Genomic DNA, 20,024 nt, shown 5'->3' with positions numbered 1-20,024 from the left:
GGATCGCAATCGGCTTCAGCCCATCACCGTTCCAGCCTCAGTCATTCCCCCCGATCAGATCGCCCAGCCCGCCGAGCACCGAGCCCTCGCCGCGGTTGCCGCCGGCACCGCGCGCCGCCGCCATCATCCGCCCGGCCAGGCGCGCGAACGGCAGCGACTGCACCCATACCTTGCCCGGTCCGGTCAGACGCGCGAAGAACACGCCTTCGCCGCCGAAGATCATGCTCTTCACCCCGCGCACCATCTCCAGCTCGAAGTCGACGGAGGGCGTGAATGCGGCCAGGCAGCCGGTGTCGACATGGAGCTGCTCGCCTGGCCGAAGCTCGCGCTCCACCAACGTGCCGCCCATCTGCACGAAGACCCAACCATCGCCCTCCAGCTTCTGCATGATGAAGCCTTCGCCGCCGAACAGCCCCGTCATCATTCGCCGCTGAAACGCGACCCCGATCGACACGCCCTTGGCCGCGGCGAGGAAGCTGTCCTTCTGGCAGATGAGCGTGCCGCCCACATCGGCAAGGCGGATCGGCAGGATCGTGCCAGGCGTCGGGCTGGCAAAGGCGACGCGCGCCTTGCCGCTGCCGCGATGCGTGAAGACTGTAGTGAACAGGCTTTCTCCCGTCACCAGCCGTTTGCCCGCACCCAGCAGCTTGCCCATGAAGCCGCCATCGCTGTCGCCGGAGCCGTCGCCGAAGACCGTCGTCATGTCGATCGACGCATCCTTCCACACAAAGGCGCCCGCCTCCGCCACTGCGCTTTCGCCGGGATCAAGCTCGATCTCGACGAACTGCAGTTCCTGTCCCTTGATCTCGAAATCGATATCATCGGACAGGCCCGTGCGGGCGTGATGGGACCAGGGACCGGCCATGCGGATGCTCCTTCCATGTGTGTTGATGAGCTAACACACTTCTGATAGCCGAGTGGGCAAGGGCAAGGAAGGGGTGTCATGCGGCATTTGGCATGGTTGGCGGCCGGGCTGGCGGGGCTGGTCGGCGCAGCAGCGTTCGGCGGAACGGCGGGGGCATCTGCGTTGGCGCAGGGCTGGGATCCGCGCGCGCATCGCACCTTCGCCGGTCCATCGTCGCAAGTGCTGGTGCTCGGCACGCCGCATTTGTCGGGCCTGCCGGATACTTTTCGCCCGGAACAGCTCGCACCTCTACTGGACCGGCTCGCCGCGTGGCAGCCGCAGATCATCACCATCGAGGCGCTGTCCGGCCCGCAATGCGACCATCTGCGTCGCTATGCGGCGCTGCACGCCAATGCCGCCGAGGATTATTGCCCTGACGTCGCGGCGGAGCAGAAGGCGCTCGGTCTGGATATGGCAGGTGCGACGATCGCCGTGGAAACCATGTTGAAGGGCTGGCCCGCGCATCCCGATGCGGCGCAGCGGCGGCGGCTGGCGGCGCTGTTCCTGGCGAGCGGCGATCCTGCCTCGGCTTATGTGCAATGGCTGCGACTCACGCCGGCGGAGCGCCGCACAGGCGACGGGCTCGACGCAGCGATGGTGACGCGTCTGGAGAAAGCGGGCGCGCGCCAGAACGAGAATGTGCTGATTGCCGCCACGCTCGCCGCGCGGCTCGGGCTGGAGCGCGTCTATCCCACCGATGACCATAGCGCCGACGATGATGCGAGTGACGATCCAGCATTTGGACCGGCGGTGAACGGCGCTTGGCAGAATGCGGCGACCGAGCAGCGCAAGGCCAGCGCTGCGGCCCTGGAGGCGAAGCTCGGCACCACTGATGGTCTGCTGGCGCTCTATCGCTATCACAATGATCCGAGCACGGCGCAGATCGCCTTTGACAGCGATTGGGGTGCAGCGCTGAAGGAGCCCTCAGCCGGGCGCTTTGGCCGCCGCTATGTCGGCTGGTGGGAAACGCGGAACCTGCGCATGGTGGCCAATATCCGCGCAGTGCTGCAGCGTCAGCCCGGCGCGCGGCTGCTCACGATCGTTGGCTCCTCGCACAAGCCCTATTTCGACGCCTATCTGCGCATGCTGCACGATGTTCAGGTCGTTGATACGGCGGCGTTGCTTCACAAGCGTTGACGCCCCCGGCACCGCATCTTTATCAAGGGGACAGGGCGGCTCCTTCCGGGCCGCCTTTGCTCTTTCAAGGAGACGCCCCGTGTCGATCACCGCCCTGATGCCCGTTTATCCCCGCTGCGGGGTGCGGCCAGTGCGAGGCGAGGGGTGCCATCTCATCAGCGAGGATGGCCGCCGTTTCCTGGACTTCGCAAGCGGTATCGCGGTGAACGCGCTTGGCCATGGTCATCCGAAGCTGGTGAAGGCGATCGCCGATCAGGCCGCCACGCTGATGCATGTGAGCAATTTGTACGGCAGCCCGCAGGGTGAACAATTTGCGCAGCGGCTGGTGGACAACACCTTCGCCGACACGGTGTTCTTCACGAACTCCGGCGCTGAGGCGGTGGAATGCGCGATCAAGACGGCGCGCCGCTACCATTTCGCGAACGGCAACCCCCAGCGGCACGACCTCATCACTTTCTCGATGGCGTTCCACGGTCGCACGATCGGCACCATCTCGGCCACCAATCAGGCCAAGATGCGTGATGGGTTCGAGCCGCTGTTGCCCGGCTTCAAATATGCCGAGTTCAACGATCTGGAAGGCGCGCTTGCGCTGATCGACGAAAATACCGCCGGCTTCCTGGTTGAGCCGATCCAGGGCGAAGGCGGCATCCGCGCGGCGACGCCGGAGTTCCTTCAGGGCCTGCGCAAGGCCTGCGACGATCATGGCCTGCTGCTGGTGCTGGATGAAGTGCAGGCGGGCTATGGCCGTACCGGCAAGCTATTCGCGCATGAGCTGTACGGTATCACGCCGGACATCATGGCGGTGGCCAAGGGTATTGGCGGCGGTTTCCCGCTCGGTGCGTGCCTCGCGACCGAGGAAGCGGCCAAGGGCATGGTGATCGGCACACACGGCTCCACCTATGGTGGCAATCCGCTGGCGATGGCCGCCGGTGAGGCGGTGCTCGACGTGCTTCTCGACGATGGCTTTCTCGACCGCGTGACCCAGATGGGTGAGCGCCTGCGCTCCAGCTTGGAACAGATGATCCCCAACCACGATCACCTGTTCGACAGTGTGCGCGGCCACGGGCTGATGCTCGGCCTGAAGCTCAAGAGCGACAGCCGCCGCTTCGTGGAGTTCGCACGCGACCATCACGGGCTGTTGCTGGTGTCGGCGGGCGAGAATGTCGTTCGCGTGCTGCCGCCGCTCGTCATCGAAGAAAGCCACATCGCCGAATGCGTCGAGAAGCTGAGCGAAGCGGCGCGCGTCTATGTGCCGGCCAGCGACGATTGACCTTCTGGCTCGCGCCGGCAGCGGCGGCCGCATCGTCCCTGACGGTGCGACTGCGCTGCCGGCCGGGCTGATTGTCGCGATCTGGCCGATTTGATCCGACCCGGCCCCGGAGCAAGGCCGATTTTCGCCGAACCATGCGTCCCCATGATGCTCATCAGGCCATTGGAGAGCTAAGTGACCCGCCACTTTCTGAACCTGTCGAATGCCGGACCCGATGGTATCGCCGCCATCCTCGCCGACGCGCTTGATCGCAAAAAGGCGCGCGCTGGCTGGACCAAGGGCCGTGTGGACGCCGATGCACCGCTTGCCGGGCACGTGTTGGCGATGATTTTCGAGAAAAATTCGACCCGCACCCGCGTCTCCTTCGACATGGCCGTCCGGCAGCTCGGCGGGCAGTCGATCGTGATGGAGGCGGGCCAGATGCAGCTCGGCCGCGGCGAGACGATCGCCGACACCGCGCGGGTCCTGTCGGGCTATGTCGACGCCATCATGATCCGCACCGACGATCATGCAAAGGTCGAGGAAATGGCGCATTATGCGAGCGTTCCGGTGATCAACGGCCTCACCGACGCGTCGCACCCGTGCCAGATCGTCGCCGATCTGCTGACCGTGATCGAACAGGGCAAGTCGCTGCCCGGGCTCAAGGTTGCATGGCTGGGCGATGGTAACAACGTGCTCGCCTCGATTGTCGAGGCAGCCGGGCTGATGCAGTTCGACGTGGTTGCCGCCTGCCCGCAGGGATTTCAGCCGACCGAGGCTGATCTCGCGCTCGGCAACGGGCGCGCCACCGTCGTCGGCAACGCGCGTGAGGCGGTCGAGGGCGCGGACATCGTCGTCACCGATACGTGGATATCCATGGGCCAGGCCCATGCCGACACTAAGCTCGCCGCAATGATGCCGTTCCAGGTCGATGCGGCACTCATGGCCACGGCAAAGCCGGATGCGAAGTTCCTGCACTGCCTTCCCGCCCACCGCGGCGAGGAGGTCACCGTCGATGTGATCGATGGTTCGCAGTCGCTGATCTGGGCCGAGGCGGAAAACCGCCTTCACGCGCAGAAATCCATCCTTCGCTGGTGCTTTGGGCAGATCGGTTGATCATGGTGGCACGGCTTCCCATCTGAAGCTCTCGGGGCCCCGTTTGTGCTGAGCTGATCGAAGCGCTGCACGTCTTCACCTGAAGGAAGCGGACGGGGCTTTACCAGCTCAGCGCGAATGGTGGATATGGCAGATACGATTTCGAATGACTTGGACCGTGCGATCGGCTTCGCCATCCCGGCCCGGAACGCGCGGGGCCGGATGGTCCGGCTCGGCCCGGTGCTCGATACGATCCTTTCCGTCCACGCCTATCCGCCCGCGATCGAGGCGCTGCTCGCCGAAGCGTTGACGCTGACGGCGCTGGTCGGCGCGACCCTGAAGGACGTGAACGGTCAACTGACCCTGCAGACGCAAAGCGAGCACGGGGTCGTCCGGCTGCTGGTGTGTGACTATCGGGGCGGCGAGATCCGCGGCTATGTTCAGTTCAACGAGGATCGCCTCGCCGAAGCGCCGGTGGATCCCACGCTGTTCGCGCTGTTCGGCCAGGGCTATCTTGCCATCACCTTCGATCTGGCAGCGACGGGCGAGCGTTATCAGGGGATTGTGCCGTTGGACGGCGACCGCTTGGCGGACGCCGTGCAGAGCTATTTCGCCCAGTCGGAGCAGATCCCGACGCAAGTGCGCGTTGGCTTCACTCACCAGGATGGTCGCTGCGTTGCTGGCGGCTTGCTGCTCCAGCATCTGCCGGAGGGTGAGGAAGGCCGCGAGCGGCTTCACGCCAAAATGGACCATCCCGAATGGGAGCATGTCGCTGCGCTTGGGGCAACGGTCGGTGCGGAGGAGCTAGCGGACGCCACTCTCCCGCTGGAAACGCTGCTATGGCGGCTTTTCAACGAGGAGGATGAGGTGCGCGTGATGGCCAGCACTGGCCTGTCACGCGGATGCCGCTGCGACGCTGACTACATCCGCTCGGTGCTCGCGAAATTCCCGGCTGACGAACGGATGGCGATGGCCGACGCCGATGGCGTGATCGGCGTGGATTGCGCTTTCTGCTCCATCACCTTCCCGATCAAGGTCGACGAACTCGCCGACTGATCGGGGATGCGCCGGCCGGAAATCAAACTCCCGGACGGCGCACGGCGGGCAACGAGCATCCAAGATGCACGTGGGACATGTTCATGTCAGGTAGGAAGACTTTCGCCTAACCGCCTAACCGCCTAACGCCTAACGACGTTTTTCTGATTTCACCGTTGGCACAACCTTATTATGACATTCCTCCAGCTGCCTCCTAACAGCTACCAGAAGAGCGGGGCTTGACGTCAGAGAGGGTCGGCACTTCGACCACGCGCTCAACCGGTAGCCCATTAGGAATCAGGATTTCGCTCTCGTCCCGACCATCGAACATCGCGGCGACAACCTCCGGTTCGATCTGAGATGAGAGTATGCGCGGCTCGCCCGCGGCCCCCCAACGGACGAGCCATTTTCGAGCGTAAAAGTCAGCGCAGCTGATGTCCGTGGTCCAGCTCATGCCTTGAGAGATCGACGCCGGATCGCCCACGCCGCCGCGATAGACGATGAGTGGCGCTTTCGTTTCCGACAGTCGCCGTCGTTCGTCGGCCGTCATCATCTCGTTCGCCAAGCGCCCGACGATTTCGCTCACCCCCGACTCGAACCGCCCGGCTGAGATGATTTCTGCGGCACTGAAGTACGTGCCCAACCGCTTGCCGCCAAGATATGGTTCGAGCTCCCATGCCAGTCGGAAGGCGGAGCCGGTGGCTGCGGTATTGAGTGGCTTCATGTCCTCCAGATGCATGATCAGGTCGGTGATCAGTCCGATCCGAGCTTCGTCGGTAAGAATAAGAAAGGCGTTCTGACCGTCCTCACGATCCTGATTCATCCGCTTCGGGGCGTCAGCGCGCAGGAACACTTCGGGTAGACTAGGCGGCAATCTTTCTGCTCCATGCTTCGACGGGACAAAGTGCTTCATTCCATGCCCTTGTTTGAAGAGCTTCGTTCTACTCCAACGACGATGCGCGCTCGCGGCAGCTGATCACTCTCGGCTCTGGCGCAGGCTACCATCCGCTGCGTCGAACCGCAGCGTGGCCGCGTCGACCTTGATGCACCAGAGCCCGCGCTCCTCCTTTTTCACCGAGACTATTCGTCGCTCGGCGAATACGCTGTGTTCGACGAGCGGGGCGACGGGGGCGCCAGCGACAGCGGTTCGCGCGTGTTCGCGACGGCGTTTCACATAGAGGCGATCTTCGTACCAGTACCCGTGATCCTCGTCTTCGAAGAGGCGCTGGTGTGCTTGCACTCGCCCGTTCCGACCGACGAGCGCCAGCAACCGGCGTGGCCCCAGTCGAGGATCGCCGAGCTTGAGCCAGGGTACCTCGGACATCCGGCGCAGCGTCGCGATCACGTCGGCGCCGTTCGCCTCTATCAGTCCGATGGCGACCTCGTCGATCAGGAACGTGTCCCCGACTGCAAGCGCCCGCCTGTAGGCCCGGGAACGCTCATCCTGGTGTGCGAGGCGTCGCCCCATTTCGCATCGGACCTCGTCCGCATCGGCCACCTCGAAAGTCTGCTTCTCGTTCGTAAAGGTCGCAGAGAGCGTGTTGAAGGAGACACGAAAGCGCATGCGGGCAATGAGCTCCGCCGGCGTCAGGCTCCTGATGAACGATGCATCCTCCGCGACATGCTCGACTTCATAGTAAGCGGGATCGATGGCGGCTCGGACCAGGTCGAGGATCCCGGCCGCGGTCGCGCCGATCGTGCGGGCGACGCGCCGGATCGTCGGAAGGACCGCGACGAGATCCTCCACGAAGGCGTGCGATACCCGCTCGTCGGGAGACGTCTCGTCGATGATGCCGCTTCGCACCCGGAGGCGGAAGCGCGGCCCGACCGGCACGCGTGCCTCCAGGATCATCCCTCCCGTCTCGTGCCGATAAAGCGCCAACGAGCCGTCCTTGAACCATGGCCTGGAATGCCCAGCAGCCTCCTGGCCGGTGCGCACCGCCGTGGTGATGCGGTTCGACAGTTCCGGCTTGATCGTTTCGTACCTCATAAGATTGGTTCCTGTTGACGGGATCGGGGTGGCGGCGAGTTGGAGAGGGGCGGGGACCTGGTGCTGCCCATCGGCGTGTGCGTTTTCATCGGAGCGGCAGGAGGTCGAGCACCTCGCGCCTGCGCCAGAACCCGTGGAAGTCGACGAAGCCGGCCGCCCGCAGCCGATCGTTCACTTGCTCCGCCGAAGTGCGGGCACGTCGAGCCAGTTCGGCGGCGGAGACGAGCTTTGCGGCGAGCCGCTCGACGCCGATGCGTGGGGTCATCATTGCTCGCAGACCCTTGGTGCGGGTGATGACCCCGGCCGAGCTCAGCTCTGCGACTACGGCCGGCCGAACGTTCAGCAGTTCGGCAGCATCTCCCGTCGACATCTGAGTGGCGAACGGCGTATTTGAGCCGAACACCTTCGGCTCTGACGCGACGATGAAACGGTCGAGGCTTCCCCGCGCGACGAGGAGGCGGTCCGTATCGACGTCTCCGTCGAGCCAGAAGGGGATGCGATCATCGAGCAGGGCCGCGTAGATCTCAGACCAGGGCTTCGGTCGCCCTCCGATCCGACGGCTCTCCTGCCCGATCGGCAGGGCCGTGGAAGGCATCCGCTTTCGCGAAGCTCGCTCGGTGAGGCGCCGGACGAAGGCTTCGAAGGTGGAGGCGACCGCCTGAGGGCGACGTAAGATGATGGCGAGGATTTCGTCATCGTGTCGCGCGAGGAGGTCGGTCTCGATCAACTGCTCGACTGCGTAGAGCGGCAGGCGCAGGCGGCTGGCGATGGTGCTGATCGGAACGGAGTCGGCCCATCTCGCCGCCGCGGCATCGATCGGAACCGCGGAGTACGCGTGCTCGAGCATAATGCCATGTGAGGCGACCGCTCGGGTCGGCACGATCCTTAAACGGCGGATCGTCTCTGCTTGCGTACGGAAGCCGGGAAGAACGCGGTTTGCCTGTCGCCCGGTATAGACCCGGCCGCCACCGGCCAAACCGACCCGAGGTGGTGCGAAGCCGGGGAACGCCTCCTGAACGAGATCGCGCTGGTCGTCGAACCTGGAGTCGCCCCATGCAATACGGCGTATACGGCGGGCCATGTCGGCCCTACACCCCTTCTCATCGCTCGCAGCTGCGACCCGCTGGGTGGCCCAATTGAGGATGCCGTTGGGCCAGCTGCGAAGAAGGGCCACGCCGCGCACCGCGGTCAGCGCCAGTCGTTCGGGGCGCATGCGACCGGCGCGCGTCTGCCAGGCGCGCTTCTCCTCGCCATCGTCGCAGTCCAGCCCGCAGCGCATGGCGAGGCGGGCGAGCGCTCCCGGCGAGAGGTCCTTCAGCCGGTCGGGCATGATGCTCCTTGCGGCGTCGCGCTCTTCGGGAATCAACGACAGCAGTCCTGCGAAGATGCGGTAGTCCTCGGCGAGGTCATCGGAGAGCGGCGGAATCGGGTTCGGCTCGATTGGGCGCAGACAGTTCTCGCATCGCCCGATGCCGACGGACTGCACCCAACCGAGCGTTTTGCCGCAGTGGCTGCAGGAGTCGATGAGGCATTCAAGGGATTCGGGGCAGAACGGCAGTACCGACATGAGCCACGACTGGCGGTGGTGGGGAGAGCGGGCGAGGGAAAGGGGTGAGATGCGCCGACGGGCCAGCTCGAGATGGCCTCTCGGCACGACGAGTCCGTCGAAGTCGAGGAAGTGCTGAAGACGTCGGTCGCCGGGTTCGACGAGGCGCCGCCCCGCCTGGGCCCGAAGTCGTTCGGGGTCGCAGCGGAGCACCGTCGCGAGGCGATCGAGCGTGGCTGTGTCGGCGAGCTGGCTGGCGCCGGCGTATCTGCCGATCCCGATCTCCTTCAATACGACGTTGAGCTTGACGAGATGATTTTCGGCGACGCCGCGCGCGATCGCGCCCGGCACGCTCTCGTCGGATAGAACGTCGAGATCGAAGCGGAGGCGGCGGAGCTGCCGGTCATGCTCGCTCATGCGGGTTTGGCCGAGAAGGGATCATCGGTGAGCCAGCCGGCACCGATCGCATACTCCCGCGTGACCTTGCTGAGGTCGTAGGGCTCGACCCGGTCCGCGCCCCTCCAGACGGCGTCGGATGCCGCGATGCCCACGACACGCGCGACGCGGCCGACGTGCCCGCTCGAGACCTTCAGCAGCCTGTCGAGCATCGCGTGGTCCGTGAGGCCGGACCTCATGCCGAACACCCCGCTCGTGACGAGCAGATCGTCCACCGCTCCGCAGAAGAGCTTGAACAGCCTCGCGTCACCCTTGGTCCGCTGCGGATCGAGCGGGGTGAGTTCGAGCGGTCGACCGAGGCGGGCCGCGAGCTTGCCGTTGATCCGGAAGAACTCGACCGAGTCCTCGTCGCCGACCAGGACGAGCGGAACGACGCCCTTGTCGAGGAAGACCTTGAGGCGGTCGGTGACCTCGCCCGCCTCCTTCGCCTTGCTCCTGAGGTGCTGCACCTCGTCCGCGATAAGGAGTTCGACGCCGAGCCGACGGACGAAGTCGGCGATGCGGTTCTCGAGCACCTTGGCGCTGACCTTCTCGTTCCAGAACTCGTCGTCCAGCTCCTTCAGGACCTCCTGGTAGAAGGCCTTGAGCGTCATGCGCCGGTCCAGCTCGACGATGACGACCTGGTAGGGGTTGGGCGGCAGACCGGCGGCTTCACGCTCGCCCACCTGGCCGATCTACCGTGAAGGAAGCGTGGACATCGTCACGGCCACCGCGATGCGCGACGGCTTCAGGCCTCACGTCTTCTCGAGCGGCGAGCCGATCGCCCGTGGCTCCGAGCTGCGCTTCGATGCTCGGACGGAGGTCAAGCGACCGTTCGAGGTCTTCTGGCAGATCGTGAACACGGGCGAGGCCGCGAGGGTGGCGCGGGATCTCCGCGGCGGCTTCGATGCCGGTGACGTCACGCCGGGGGTGCTCTCGAGGTATGAGGGGGCCGAATATCCCGGCACGCACAGCATCGAGTGCCTCATCGTGAAGGACGGACTGCTCGTCGCCAGGAGCGGTTCCTTCCTCGTCACGATCGTCTGAGCCGTCGACCGCGGGATGCAGAGCCGGACCAGGTGAAGAGATGAGGCGAAGGCACGATTTTGAAGGAGTGTCTGGACGGGTGCCTTGCTGTGGCTCAGGCCAGCCAGTCCCTGAGCACCTCGATGGCTACGGACAACTGCCTTCCGTGCTCCGGCCCGCCCTTGTGTATGATGCCGATGACCCCGTCGTCCGGATCCGTGAGCGGGCCACCGGACATGCCCTGGGTTAGCATCTGCTGGACCTCCACCATCTGCACACCGCTCTTGATCGGGAGGGAGGTCACGTTCCCCGTCCTCACGTTCAGCTTGTCGCCCGGTCCGAAGCCCGGATATCCGACCGCGACGGTGGCGTCGCCGGTGACCACCGCCGTCGCGGCTGCCTCCAGTTCGAAGAACTCCGTGGCGGCGATCGCATGATCGAGGACGGCGAGATCTCGGTGCTCGCAGCGGTGCTTCACGTTCGCCGTGAACTTGTTCGACGGTTTCGACGGATGGTAGACCTCCACGGCACCGGAGGGCGACACGCAGTGGCTTGCCGTGACGAGGCCCACGCCTCTGAGGAAGAAGGCGGTGCCCTGGTCACCTCCGTTCTCCCAGTGCTCCACCAGCCAGACCGCGCGATCACGGATCTCGTCCCTGGTCGGCTGGATCGTCAGCGCCCGGTCGGGGAAGGATCTGTTGAAGCGCGACGCCATGCTGCGGAAGACGGGATCGGACTGGCCCTTGACGTATCCTAGCCATGACAGCTTGCCCTGCAGGTGGTTGCCGAGCGCGACCCTTCCGCCGTGCGTGGCATGGAACTTGGCCTGCGCCGCCGCCGCCCCGAGCTTCTCCACGGAGAAGAGGGCGGCACGCAGGTTGCGGACGAAGCGACGATCGACGTTGATCGCCTCGTTCACGCGAAGGCCCGTCACGGTCCTGCGCGAGTGTCGATCTGCGTAGTGGGCCTTCTCGGGATTGATGACGAAGCCGTTCGCAGCGAAGATCGCGGCGACCTCGGCGGACAGAAGGTCCGGAGCGAAGCGGCCGGGTGAAGGGGGAACCGCTTCGAACAGCCCTGCGAGCGGCTGATAGCTCGAGAAGGTGATGTCGTCGGCGTAGCGGGTGTATATGCAACGCGTCCTCTTCGCGAACGCCATCAGCTCCTTGTCCAGCCTGAAGCAAATCATGTTGGACAGGAGCGGGCTGCTCGGCGCGCCCTGTGGCAGACAGCCGTTCACGCAGCAGATGGACGAGAGGATCTCGGCCACGTCTCGGCCGATGCCTAAAGACATCAGCACGCCGGTGACGCGGCGTTCCGAGATGGACGGGAAGAAGTCCTTGAGGTCGATGTTAACAACGTATTTGCTTCCGAGGTGCGCCTCGGCGTTCGTTCTGACCGATCGATCGGCGACGAAGCCGTGAACGGGGTTGCGACGCCGATACACCGGCGTGAGCAGGTCGCAGATCCTGCGCTGGAGCATCTTCAGCCGCCGGTCGGGCGCGGTGATGATGCGCGCCTTCCCGGACTTCTTCTGGATGGAGAAGGTCCGGTACATCCTCGCCCGATAGTAGCGGATCTTCTTCGCTTCGGCCGGGCTGACGGCGAGATGTGCGAGGATCGCTCCCTCGCTCGCGACCTCGACAGGCAGCTTGACGCGGATCGGGGGACCGAAGGCGCGGGCAGGGCGTGGCACGGGGTCCCCTTCCAATCACGCCGGTGCACCCAAGGGCATTCGGCGGGCACGATAGGTGCAGACTTTGACTCTTACGCCGCAGTTTCTACAGCGCGTATGCGAGGGGGAGACCCCGTAGAATGCTTATACCAGAGGGAACGAAGACGGTGAACAGCGATCTGTGCTCCTAACCGGTCGTTGTGGATCGGGGTCAGGTGTAAGGATTGCCGCCTCTGCCTTACCGCCAGTCGAGGGTGCATGAGCGAAGGAGGCTCGACCTTTATGTCCTCGTGCGTCGTGAAAAGCCCCGAAATCAGCCGGATGTCAGTGTAAGGTTGTGCGAATGTCAGTGTAAGGTTGTCCGAACGTTCACAGGCGCGGCAATGTCACGCCAAGCTGCCCCATATATTTGCCGGCCCGGTCGGCATAGCTAGTCTCGCACGGCTCATTGCCTTGCAGGAACAGGAACTGGCACGCGCCCTCATTGGCGTAGATCTTCGCGGGGAGCGGGGTGGTGTTGGAGAATTCCAGCGTGACATGCCCCTCCCAGCCCGGTTCCAGCGGCGTGACGTTCACGATGATGCCGCAACGCGCGTACGTGGACTTGCCAAGGCATATCACCAGCACGTCACGCGGAACGCGGAAATATTCCACCGTGCGGGCGAGTGCGAAGCTATTGGGTGGGATGATGCACACGTCGGTCTTGCGATCGACAAAGCTGTTGGCAGCGAAGTCCTTGGGATCGACCGTCGCAGAATCGACGTTGGTAAAGATCTTGAATTCATCAGCGACTCTAGCGTCATAGCCGTAGGAGCTGAGACCATAGCTGATGCAGCCGTCGCGCCGCTGGGCCTCCACGAACGGTTCGATCATGCCGTGCGCAAGCGCCTGCTCGCGAATCCAGCGGTCGGATTGGATGGACATGTGCGTGGCTCCCTCGCGGGTGCTCTTTGCCGCACATCGATCAGGAGGCAAGCCCGCACGCGGATCATGTGTACGTTCCCGCTGGTACCGATCAGCCCTGCGCGGTCGCGCCTGTGGGAAGGGCGATGGTTGCCACCAATCCGCCTCCGGGGCGATTGGCCAGGGTGATCGTACCGCCCGCATCCTGAACGATCGCCTGCGCCAGTGCCAGCCCAAGGCCGATACCGCCAGTTTCCCGATTTCGGGAAGTCTCAAGGCGCGTGAAGGGATCGAAAACCTTCACCAACCCGTCTTCCGGTATTCCTGGACCACGATCGGCGACGCAAACGCGGATGGTCGTTGGCTCGCGCAGGATCGTTACCTCGGCCGAGCCGGCATATTTGATCGCATTCTCGATCAGGTTTCGCACGGCGCGCCGGAACAGCGTCGGCCGCAGGTGCATCCGCAGTCGCGCATCCGCTTCGAAGAGAACCTCCGCGCCAAGGTCGTGGAAATCGTCCACCACGGCATCCACCAGCGCGTTAAGATCGACTTCTGTGACGGGTTCGCTCGGGCGGCCCAGGCGCGCAAGGGAGAGGATGTCGTCGAGCGTGCGGCTCATTTCCGCGATCGTGTCTGCCATGCGCGCGCGGTCCTGCTCGTCCTCGACGGACTCGATGCGCACCCTCAGCGCGGCCAACGGCGTGCGAAGATCATGGCCGATCGCGCCGAGCATGCGATCCTTTTCGTCCAGCATAGCCGTGACGCGCTGCGCGAGGCCGTTGAACGCGACAATCACGTCGCGCACGTCGCTCGGCCCCTCAACAGGGAGGGGTGGCAATTCCTTGCGGGGCGCAAAGGAGCGCGCTGCACCGGCCAGTCCTCGCAGCGGACGGGAAATCCGGCGGGTAATCCACAGAACGGGCAGCAAAATCAGGATGTAAATGATCAGCGTCTGGGACAGCAATGCCCATAGGATTCGATTGTCTCGCCGCGGCCATGGCGCGTTGGTGGTGATCCAGGATCCGTCGGCGAGCTGAACGGCGATCAGCAGCGTATCATTATGCCGCCCGATCAGCCGGTCTCCACGGTGTTTGGGTTCATGAATGCGCAGACGAATGCCGGTATCGATCCGGCCGGCGGAGATCCCCAGTTCGGCCAACTGCGTACGAAGCTCGGCCGCGATCATCGGCATGCGTTCCAGATCGCTCGGGATGGGATTGGTATCGCGCCGCCGGACCCGGCTGCGCTCCTGCGCCGTTCGTCGGTCCATGGCATGATCGAGCGCATCGGCAATCCGAACGGCGGCGGGGCGGGTCGCCTGCGCCAGCCGAAAGTTGGCCCGCTCGCGCAGGACCAGCGCAAGATTGATCGCCTGCGCGGCGAAAAGCGCCAGAGCGAGTAGAAGGGCAAGCTGGCCGGAAAGGTTGCGAGGATACGGCAGCTTCACAAGCGCGTCACCTCTGTCGCAAGCGTGTAGCCGCCGCCCCATACCGTCTTGATCAGCTGCGGGTTCTTGACGTCGGTTTCGATCTTCTTGCGCAGGCGGCTTACCTGATTGTCGATGGCGCGATCGAACGCCGCCGCTTCTCGCCCCTGCGTCAGATCCAGCAACTGGTCGCGCGTGAGCACCTGGCGCGGGCGGGTGACGAGCGCATGAAGGAGGTTGAACTCGCCGGTGGAGAGCGGAACGGCGACGCCCTCCTGATCCACTAGCGTGCGCTCGCCCGTTTTCAGGATCCAGCCGGCGAAGGCATAGGCTTCGGCGTCGGGCGCGTGCTGGCGCGTGCCACCGGCTTGCAGGCGGCGCAGCACCACCTTGATCCGGGCGGCTAACTCCCGCGGTGAGAAGGGCTTCACCATGTAATCGTCGGCGCCCATTTCGAGCCCGACGATCCGGTCGGTTTCCTCCGTCCGGGCCGTCAGAAGGATGACGGGCGTGTCGCTGGTCGCCCGGATGTAGCGGCAGAGGCTCAGGCCGTCCTCCCCCGGCATCATGATGTCGAGCACCACGAGGTCGATCGCATAAGCGCCCAGCCGCGTGCGCGCGGCCTCCGCGTCGCCGACCTGCGTAACGCGAAAGCCTTGCTTGGTGAGATATTGCGCGAGCGGCTCGCGGATTGAACGCTCGTCATCGACGAGCAGCAGGTGAGGCGTATCGACCATGGGATCGCCGTCTAGCATGTCACTCTTCCGCGAAAAGCACCGGGCGGGGCACGCCCAGTGCGAGGGATGGCTGTTCTGCCTTACTTCACGGCAGCGGGGTTCGGCCGTGCGCCCATCCGGTTCTTCATCTGGGCGCGTGCAGCTTCCTGCTCAGCCTGGTCGATCCGACCATCCTTGTTGGTGTCAGCCCGATCGAACATTGCAGCGGCAGCAGCGGTTGCTTCGGCCTTGGTCAGGATGCCGTCGCGGTTCGCGTCCGCGCGCATCATCATGCCCATGCCGCCCTTGCCACCACCATGGTGCATTATGCCACCACGGCGGTGATCCCCGCGCTTGCCCCGCATGTTCTGGCGCTCCGCCTGATCGATGCGGCCGTCCTTGTTCGCATCCGCCAGGTCGAAGCGCTTCATGGCGCGCTCACGAAACTGCTGCTGCGTCATGTCGGGTGCATCGGCCCCGCGTCGACCGCGGCGTTCGTCTGCCGAGATCTTGCCGTCCCGATTGGCGTCGAAGCGGGCGAACAGCGCGTCGGCAGCGGCAGAGGCTTCGGTGCGGGTGACGATGCCGTCACCATTGGTGTCGGCCGCCGCCGGTCCGCGCTTGGCCATTGCGGCCGACGGCGCAGGGTTCTGCGCGACGGCCACGCCGGCGAGGGTGGTTGCGCTGAGCGCAGCGGCGATGAGGAGGCGTTTCATGGCTTCAGAGTCCTTCGTGTGGACGGAGCAGATGTCCGTCGATGAGGCCCTTATGAAACCGATCTGTCGCCCGACTGTGCCACCGCGCGCGGAAAGTGTCGCAACTTGTCGTCGCGGACGGCTGCGAACCCCGGCGAATCAGGCGAACACGGCGACTGATTGCATCTGTTCCGCCACCATTTCGCCGGCGCTGTTCCAGATCCCCATCTGCTGCGACGAGCTTCCCGCGCGTGCGTAATCCGCGTTGGAACGCAGCAGCCACCACCCATCTTCGGTTCGAGGAGCCGGGCCCAGCACGTTGAGAATCCACGTCATCGAGCTCATCGGCACATTGCGCCCCAGCAGGCGCAGCGCCGCCGGTGGCAGGCAGTCGCCCACCGCAATCAGCTCTACCATCGGGTCGATCCCGTCGCGCTCGTTCAGGCGGGTCCAGCGGAGCCACTCCGCCGGCTGAAGGTCGGCGCCATCCCGCCGGTCGAGGAACTCGAAATTCTGGGTGAAGGCGACATGCGGATTGCCCTTGAAGGTCTTCTCTTCCGGTCCGGGCTGTTCGAAGTCGGGCACCGTGGTGGTCGCGTAATCGATTTCGCTGTCGATCGCGCGCATGAAGACAAAGGTGCAGCGCAGCCCGAGCCCCGCTTCGCTCTCGATATCTGCCTGGATGAAGGCGGCGTTCTTGCCACGACGGAGGCGATGCGTCGTCACCATGACCTGTCCGGAAAGCGGGCCGATGAAGCTTACCTGTGCCGAGCGCAGCGGGGGAAGATCGTCATCGGACTGCATCGCGCAATGCAGCGCCATGGCGGCGGAAAGGCCGCCATAAGCCGTGCGTCCCTGCAACCAGCTATCGGGAATTTCGCCGCGCCAGCCGGTGCCTTCCGCCATGGGCACCAGATTGTCCAAAATCGTCTTCAGGCTCGTCATGCTGTTTCCCCCCGGAATTCGCCTGCGGAAAGCCGGTCCCGCAATTCCCGCTTCAATACCTTGCCGATCGCGCTGCGCGGCAGTTCATCGGTCACGTACAGCGCGGAAAGTCGCTGGGTCTTGCCGAGCTTCGCATTGGTCGCTGCGCGCACGTCTTCTGCGCTCTCGCTGGCGCCGGCACGGGGCACGTAGAAGCCCACCGGCGTTTCACCCCATTCCTCGCTCGGCACTCCCACCACCGTGCAGTCGGCAACGGCAGGATGCTGTGCGAGTACCGCCTCAAGGTCAGACGGATAGATGTTGAAGCCGCCGGAAATGATCATGTCCTTCTTGCGATCCATCAGGATCAGAAAGCCATCCTCATCGAACCGACCGACATCGCCATGCCTGATCCAGCGATTGCCTTGGGCGTCATGGTATTCCGCATCGCGCGTGGCGCCCTCGCGCTTGTGATAGCCGTTCATCATCGCGGGCGAGCGCCCGACGATCTCGCCCATCTCGCCGGGCGCCACTTCGTTGCCCTCGTCGTCGAGCAGGATTGCTTCATGCCCGGGCGACAAACGCCCGACCGTGTGCAGCTTGTCAGGAAACTCATCCGCGGCAAGGATGAACGACGCGCCCCCCTCGGTCATGCCGTAATATTCGACCAGTTTGCCGGGCCAGCGGTTCAGCACATCGCGCTTCAGTTCCGCCTTGAACGGCGCGGACGTGCACGTCTTGAAGCGAAATGACGAGAGATCGAAGCGGTCGAAGTTCGAGAGGGCCATGATGCGCTGATACTGGACTGGCACGAGCATGGTATGCGTGGCGCGATACTGCTCGGCGAGCTCCAGATAGCGGTGCGCGTCGAACTTCTTCATCAGCACCGCCGTTCCACCCCAGGCGAGTGTGGGCAGGAAGCTGACCAGCGTCGTGTTGGAATAAAGCGGGGTGGCAAGGAGCGTCACCGCCGTGTCGAACCCGGCGGCGCTGTTGCGGGACAGATGCTGCCACCGCATCGCATGGCTCTGAACGATGCCCTTCGGGATCCCCGTCGTTCCGGACGAATAGATGATGTTGAACCCGTCGTTCGGGTGAACGGTCACCTCATCCGGCGTCGCACCTTCAGGAGCCAGCCAGCGGTCGAGTTCTTCCAGCATAACGATCCGCGCGCTCAGCGTCTCAGAGGCGAGCGCTTCGGCGTTGGCCGCATCCAGGAACACCAGATTGGCGCCACTGTCGCCGATCATGCCGGCAATCTGCTCCGGCGTCGCTGACGGCTGGATCGGCGCCGCGATCGAGCCCGCGCGTACAGCCGCCAGGAACACGGCGGCCTGCGCGACGCTGGGGTAGCTCACCATCGCCACGGCCTGGCCCTGAGCCGTGCCATCGCGCTGAAGCGCCGCGGCCGCACGATCCATCAGCGCGTCCAGCGCGCGGTAGGTCAGCTCGGCATCGCCATCCGTGATGGCGATCTTGTAAGGCTGATTGCCGGCATGTTGCCGGATGAGGTCGGGCAGGGTGCCAAAGGGCTGCGCCAGAAGGTCTGCGATACTCTCCATGCGACGTCGCTAGCGGCAGGCTCTTCCGAATGCCATACGCGACATTCAAAATTAAGGAGGTTGATGATGCGGGGAGGTGTTGCGATCGTAACCGGCGGCGGGACCGGGATCGGGGCCGCGGTTGTTCGGCGGCTTGCCGCCCGCGGCGTGCAGAGCGTGATCAATTACGCTCATAGTCGTACCGAGGCGGAGGGGCTCGCCGAAGAAGTCGCGAACGGATCGATCGCGGTTAAGGCCGACATCGCCGATGATGCGGAATGCCGGAAGCTCGTTGCGACGGCGATGGAGACGTTCGGGCGACTCGACTTCCTCGTGAATAATGCCGGCCGTACCAAGCATGTCGCGCATGAGGATCTGCACGGCTTGGACGCGGAAGACTTCGTGGACATTTACAGGCTGAACACCATTGCCGCGTTCCAGATGGTTCGCGCTTGCGCGCCGGCGATGCAAAGTGGGTCGATGAGCGCGGTGGTGAACGTCGCCTCGATAGCTGGCCTGCACGGGGTCGGCTCGTCGATCGCCTATGCGGCGTCGAAGGGCGCGCTGATCACCATGACGCAGAGCCTCGCCCGCGTTCTCGCGCCGGCGATCCGCGTGAACGCGGTTGCGCCGGGCTATGTCGGGACGGGGTGGTTCGAGAAGTCGCTCGGCGAGGAAGGCAAGGCGAAGCTCGACCACAATATCGCGAAGCGCACGCCGATGGCGATGGCGCCGCAGGCAGAGGATATCGCCGGTCCGATTGAGATGCTGCTGGACCCGGCGGGCAAGGCGATCACCGGAGAGGTCCTGCGCATCGACGCCGGCTTCCATCTCGACACCGGCGGCAGCCGCCGGCCAGGCCGCGAAGGCTGATCCGCCGACGCCGAGCGGCATAGCCGCTCGTGCGCCGTCGCGCCTGCAGGTCGCGCCTCCGCGATGGCCGCGCCTCCAAGGAAAGGGGGTGCGGCTATCGTGGCAGATCGACGTCGCCGATGCTCAGCGACCGGTCGCGGCGGTCTGTCCGAAGAGCACCTTCTTGGCTTCCTCACTCATCGGAGCGGATTGCGCCTGGACCTCCTTGGCGCGGGCATAGGCCCGCTCGGTTGCGGGTCGCGCCTTGATGGCCTCATGCCAGCGCGCCAGATTTGGGAAATCCGCAAGGTCCTGCCCCTGCGCGTCAGGCAGAATCCAGGGATAGCTGGCCATGTCAGCGATCGAATAATCGTCGCCTGCCGCGAAACGCCGGTCTGCCAGGCGCCGGTCAAGGACGCCGTACAGCCGGTTCGTCTCCTTCAGATAGCGATCGATCGCATAGGGTATCTTTTCCGGGGCATAGTTGCGGAAATGGTGGTTTTGCCCCAGCATCGGGCCCAGACCGCCCATCTGCCACATCAGCCATTGGTTCACCTCGGCGCGCGCACGGACGCTTTCGCCGCCGAACCGCCCGGTCTTTTCCGCAAGGTACAGCAGGATCGCACCCGATTCGAACACGGACACGGGCTCGCCGCCGTCCTTCGGGGCGTGGTCCACGATCGCCGGCATACGGTTGTTCGGCGCGATCTTCAGGAAATCGGGCTGGAATTGCTCTCCCGCTCCGATGTTCACAGGCTTGATGGTGTACTCGAGGCCGGCTTCCTCGAGAAACAGCGTGATCTTGTGGCCGTTCGGCGTCGGCCAATAATAGAGATCGATCATCCGTTCCTCCGTTGTGTCGCGCAGCAGAT

Annotated in this window: 19 protein-coding genes; 6 read left to right on the top strand and 13 right to left on the bottom strand. The window is 64.7% G+C overall.

Annotated elements, in window-relative coordinates; translation table 11 throughout:
• Positions 1-37: 37 nt before the first annotated feature.
• Positions 38-865, bottom strand: a complete 828-nt coding sequence (locus tag BMX36_RS05045; protein WP_066780077.1) for a TIGR00266 family protein — start codon at positions 863-865, stop codon at positions 38-40.
• A gap of 78 nt (positions 866-943) precedes the next feature.
• On the opposite strand from BMX36_RS05045, the gene BMX36_RS05040 reads away from it, so the two are divergent.
• The 4 genes from BMX36_RS05040 to BMX36_RS05025 all read left to right on the top strand — a co-directional run bounded on the left by BMX36_RS05040 (position 944) and on the right by BMX36_RS05025 (position 5,441).
• Positions 944-2,041, top strand: a complete 1,098-nt coding sequence (locus tag BMX36_RS05040; RefSeq protein ID WP_093063885.1) for a DUF5694 domain-containing protein — start codon at positions 944-946, stop codon at positions 2,039-2,041.
• Positions 2,042-2,120: 79 nt separating this feature from the next.
• Positions 2,121-3,311, top strand: a complete 1,191-nt coding sequence (locus tag BMX36_RS05035; protein ID WP_093063884.1) for an aspartate aminotransferase family protein — start codon at positions 2,121-2,123, stop codon at positions 3,309-3,311.
• A 174-nt stretch (positions 3,312-3,485) separates the two neighbouring features.
• Positions 3,486-4,406, top strand: coding sequence for an ornithine carbamoyltransferase (gene argF, locus BMX36_RS05030; protein ID WP_066780075.1), 921 nt, complete (start codon positions 3,486-3,488; stop codon positions 4,404-4,406).
• A 126-nt stretch (positions 4,407-4,532) separates the two neighbouring features.
• Positions 4,533-5,441, top strand: coding sequence for an Hsp33 family molecular chaperone HslO (locus BMX36_RS05025; RefSeq protein ID WP_093065245.1), 909 nt, complete (start codon positions 4,533-4,535; stop codon positions 5,439-5,441).
• Positions 5,442-5,634: 193 nt separating this feature from the next.
• On the opposite strand, the gene BMX36_RS05020 is transcribed toward BMX36_RS05025, so the two are convergent.
• The 4 genes from BMX36_RS05020 to BMX36_RS05005 all read right to left on the bottom strand — a co-directional run bounded on the left by BMX36_RS05020 (position 5,635) and on the right by BMX36_RS05005 (position 10,077).
• Positions 5,635-6,333, bottom strand: a complete 699-nt coding sequence (locus tag BMX36_RS05020; protein WP_177179022.1) for a hypothetical protein — start codon at positions 6,331-6,333, stop codon at positions 5,635-5,637.
• A 63-nt stretch (positions 6,334-6,396) separates the two neighbouring features.
• Complete coding sequence (locus BMX36_RS05015; RefSeq protein ID WP_093063882.1) at positions 6,397-7,410, bottom strand: hypothetical protein; 1,014 nt, start codon at positions 7,408-7,410, stop codon at positions 6,397-6,399.
• A gap of 85 nt (positions 7,411-7,495) precedes the next feature.
• A complete protein-coding gene (locus BMX36_RS05010; protein ID WP_093063881.1) occupies positions 7,496-9,373 on the bottom strand; it encodes a hypothetical protein in 1,878 nt (625 codons plus the stop codon).
• Positions 9,370-10,077, bottom strand: coding sequence for a TniB family NTP-binding protein (locus BMX36_RS05005; protein ID WP_093063880.1), 708 nt, complete (start codon positions 10,075-10,077; stop codon positions 9,370-9,372). Before BMX36_RS05005 ends, BMX36_RS05010 begins: the two co-directional genes overlap by 4 nt.
• Before the next feature lie 25 nt (positions 10,078-10,102).
• On the opposite strand from BMX36_RS05005, the gene BMX36_RS05000 reads away from it, so the two are divergent.
• Positions 10,103-10,438, top strand: a complete 336-nt coding sequence (locus tag BMX36_RS05000; protein ID WP_093063879.1) for a nucleotide-binding domain-containing protein — start codon at positions 10,103-10,105, stop codon at positions 10,436-10,438.
• A 94-nt stretch (positions 10,439-10,532) separates the two neighbouring features.
• Here the strand turns inward: BMX36_RS05000 and BMX36_RS04995 are convergent, their stop codons facing one another.
• The 7 genes from BMX36_RS04995 to BMX36_RS04965 form a co-directional block, all read right to left on the bottom strand.
• Positions 10,533-11,975 carry a reverse transcriptase domain-containing protein gene (locus tag BMX36_RS04995; RefSeq protein ID WP_256210658.1) on the bottom strand — a complete coding sequence of 481 codons (1,443 nt, stop codon included), beginning with the start codon at positions 11,973-11,975 and terminating at the stop codon, positions 10,533-10,535.
• A 486-nt stretch (positions 11,976-12,461) separates the two neighbouring features.
• Positions 12,462-13,016, bottom strand: coding sequence for a dCTP deaminase (gene dcd / locus BMX36_RS04990; RefSeq protein ID WP_093063878.1), 555 nt, complete (start codon positions 13,014-13,016; stop codon positions 12,462-12,464).
• Positions 13,017-13,107: 91 nt separating this feature from the next.
• Positions 13,108-14,445 (bottom strand): HAMP domain-containing sensor histidine kinase, encoded by a 1,338-nt coding sequence (locus tag BMX36_RS04985; protein WP_256210657.1) that lies wholly within the window; start codon positions 14,443-14,445, stop codon positions 13,108-13,110.
• Complete coding sequence (locus tag BMX36_RS04980) at positions 14,442-15,161, bottom strand: response regulator (RefSeq protein ID WP_093065241.1); 720 nt, start codon at positions 15,159-15,161, stop codon at positions 14,442-14,444. The genes BMX36_RS04985 and BMX36_RS04980 overlap by 4 nt, the downstream gene beginning before the upstream one ends.
• 80 nt (positions 15,162-15,241) lie before the next feature.
• Positions 15,242-15,856: an EF-hand domain-containing protein gene (locus BMX36_RS04975; RefSeq protein ID WP_093063876.1), complete on the bottom strand. Its 615-nt coding sequence runs from the start codon at positions 15,854-15,856 to the stop codon at positions 15,242-15,244.
• 138 nt (positions 15,857-15,994) lie between these two features.
• Positions 15,995-16,780 (bottom strand): thioesterase family protein, encoded by a 786-nt coding sequence (locus BMX36_RS04970; RefSeq protein WP_093063875.1) that lies wholly within the window; start codon positions 16,778-16,780, stop codon positions 15,995-15,997.
• A complete protein-coding gene (locus tag BMX36_RS04965) occupies positions 16,777-18,321 on the bottom strand; it encodes a class I adenylate-forming enzyme family protein (protein WP_093063874.1) in 1,545 nt (514 codons plus the stop codon). The genes BMX36_RS04970 and BMX36_RS04965 overlap by 4 nt, the downstream gene beginning before the upstream one ends.
• Positions 18,322-18,387: 66 nt before the next feature.
• On the opposite strand from BMX36_RS04965, the gene BMX36_RS04960 reads away from it, so the two are divergent.
• On the top strand, positions 18,388-19,173 hold the full coding sequence (locus BMX36_RS04960; RefSeq protein WP_218142135.1) for an SDR family NAD(P)-dependent oxidoreductase: 786 nt from the start codon (positions 18,388-18,390) through the stop codon (positions 19,171-19,173).
• Positions 19,174-19,296: 123 nt separating this feature from the next.
• Here the strand turns inward: BMX36_RS04960 and BMX36_RS04955 are convergent, their stop codons facing one another.
• Positions 19,297-19,995 (bottom strand): glutathione binding-like protein, encoded by a 699-nt coding sequence (locus BMX36_RS04955; protein ID WP_093063872.1) that lies wholly within the window; start codon positions 19,993-19,995, stop codon positions 19,297-19,299.
• Positions 19,996-20,024 lie beyond the last annotated feature (29 nt).

Source organism: Sphingomonas sp. OV641, from assembly GCF_900109205.1.
In the GTDB taxonomy this organism is placed as follows: Bacteria; Pseudomonadota; Alphaproteobacteria; order Sphingomonadales; family Sphingomonadaceae; genus Sphingomonas.
Note: the sequence above shows the minus strand (reverse complement) of the source record. Positions and strands in the feature narration are given on the sequence as shown.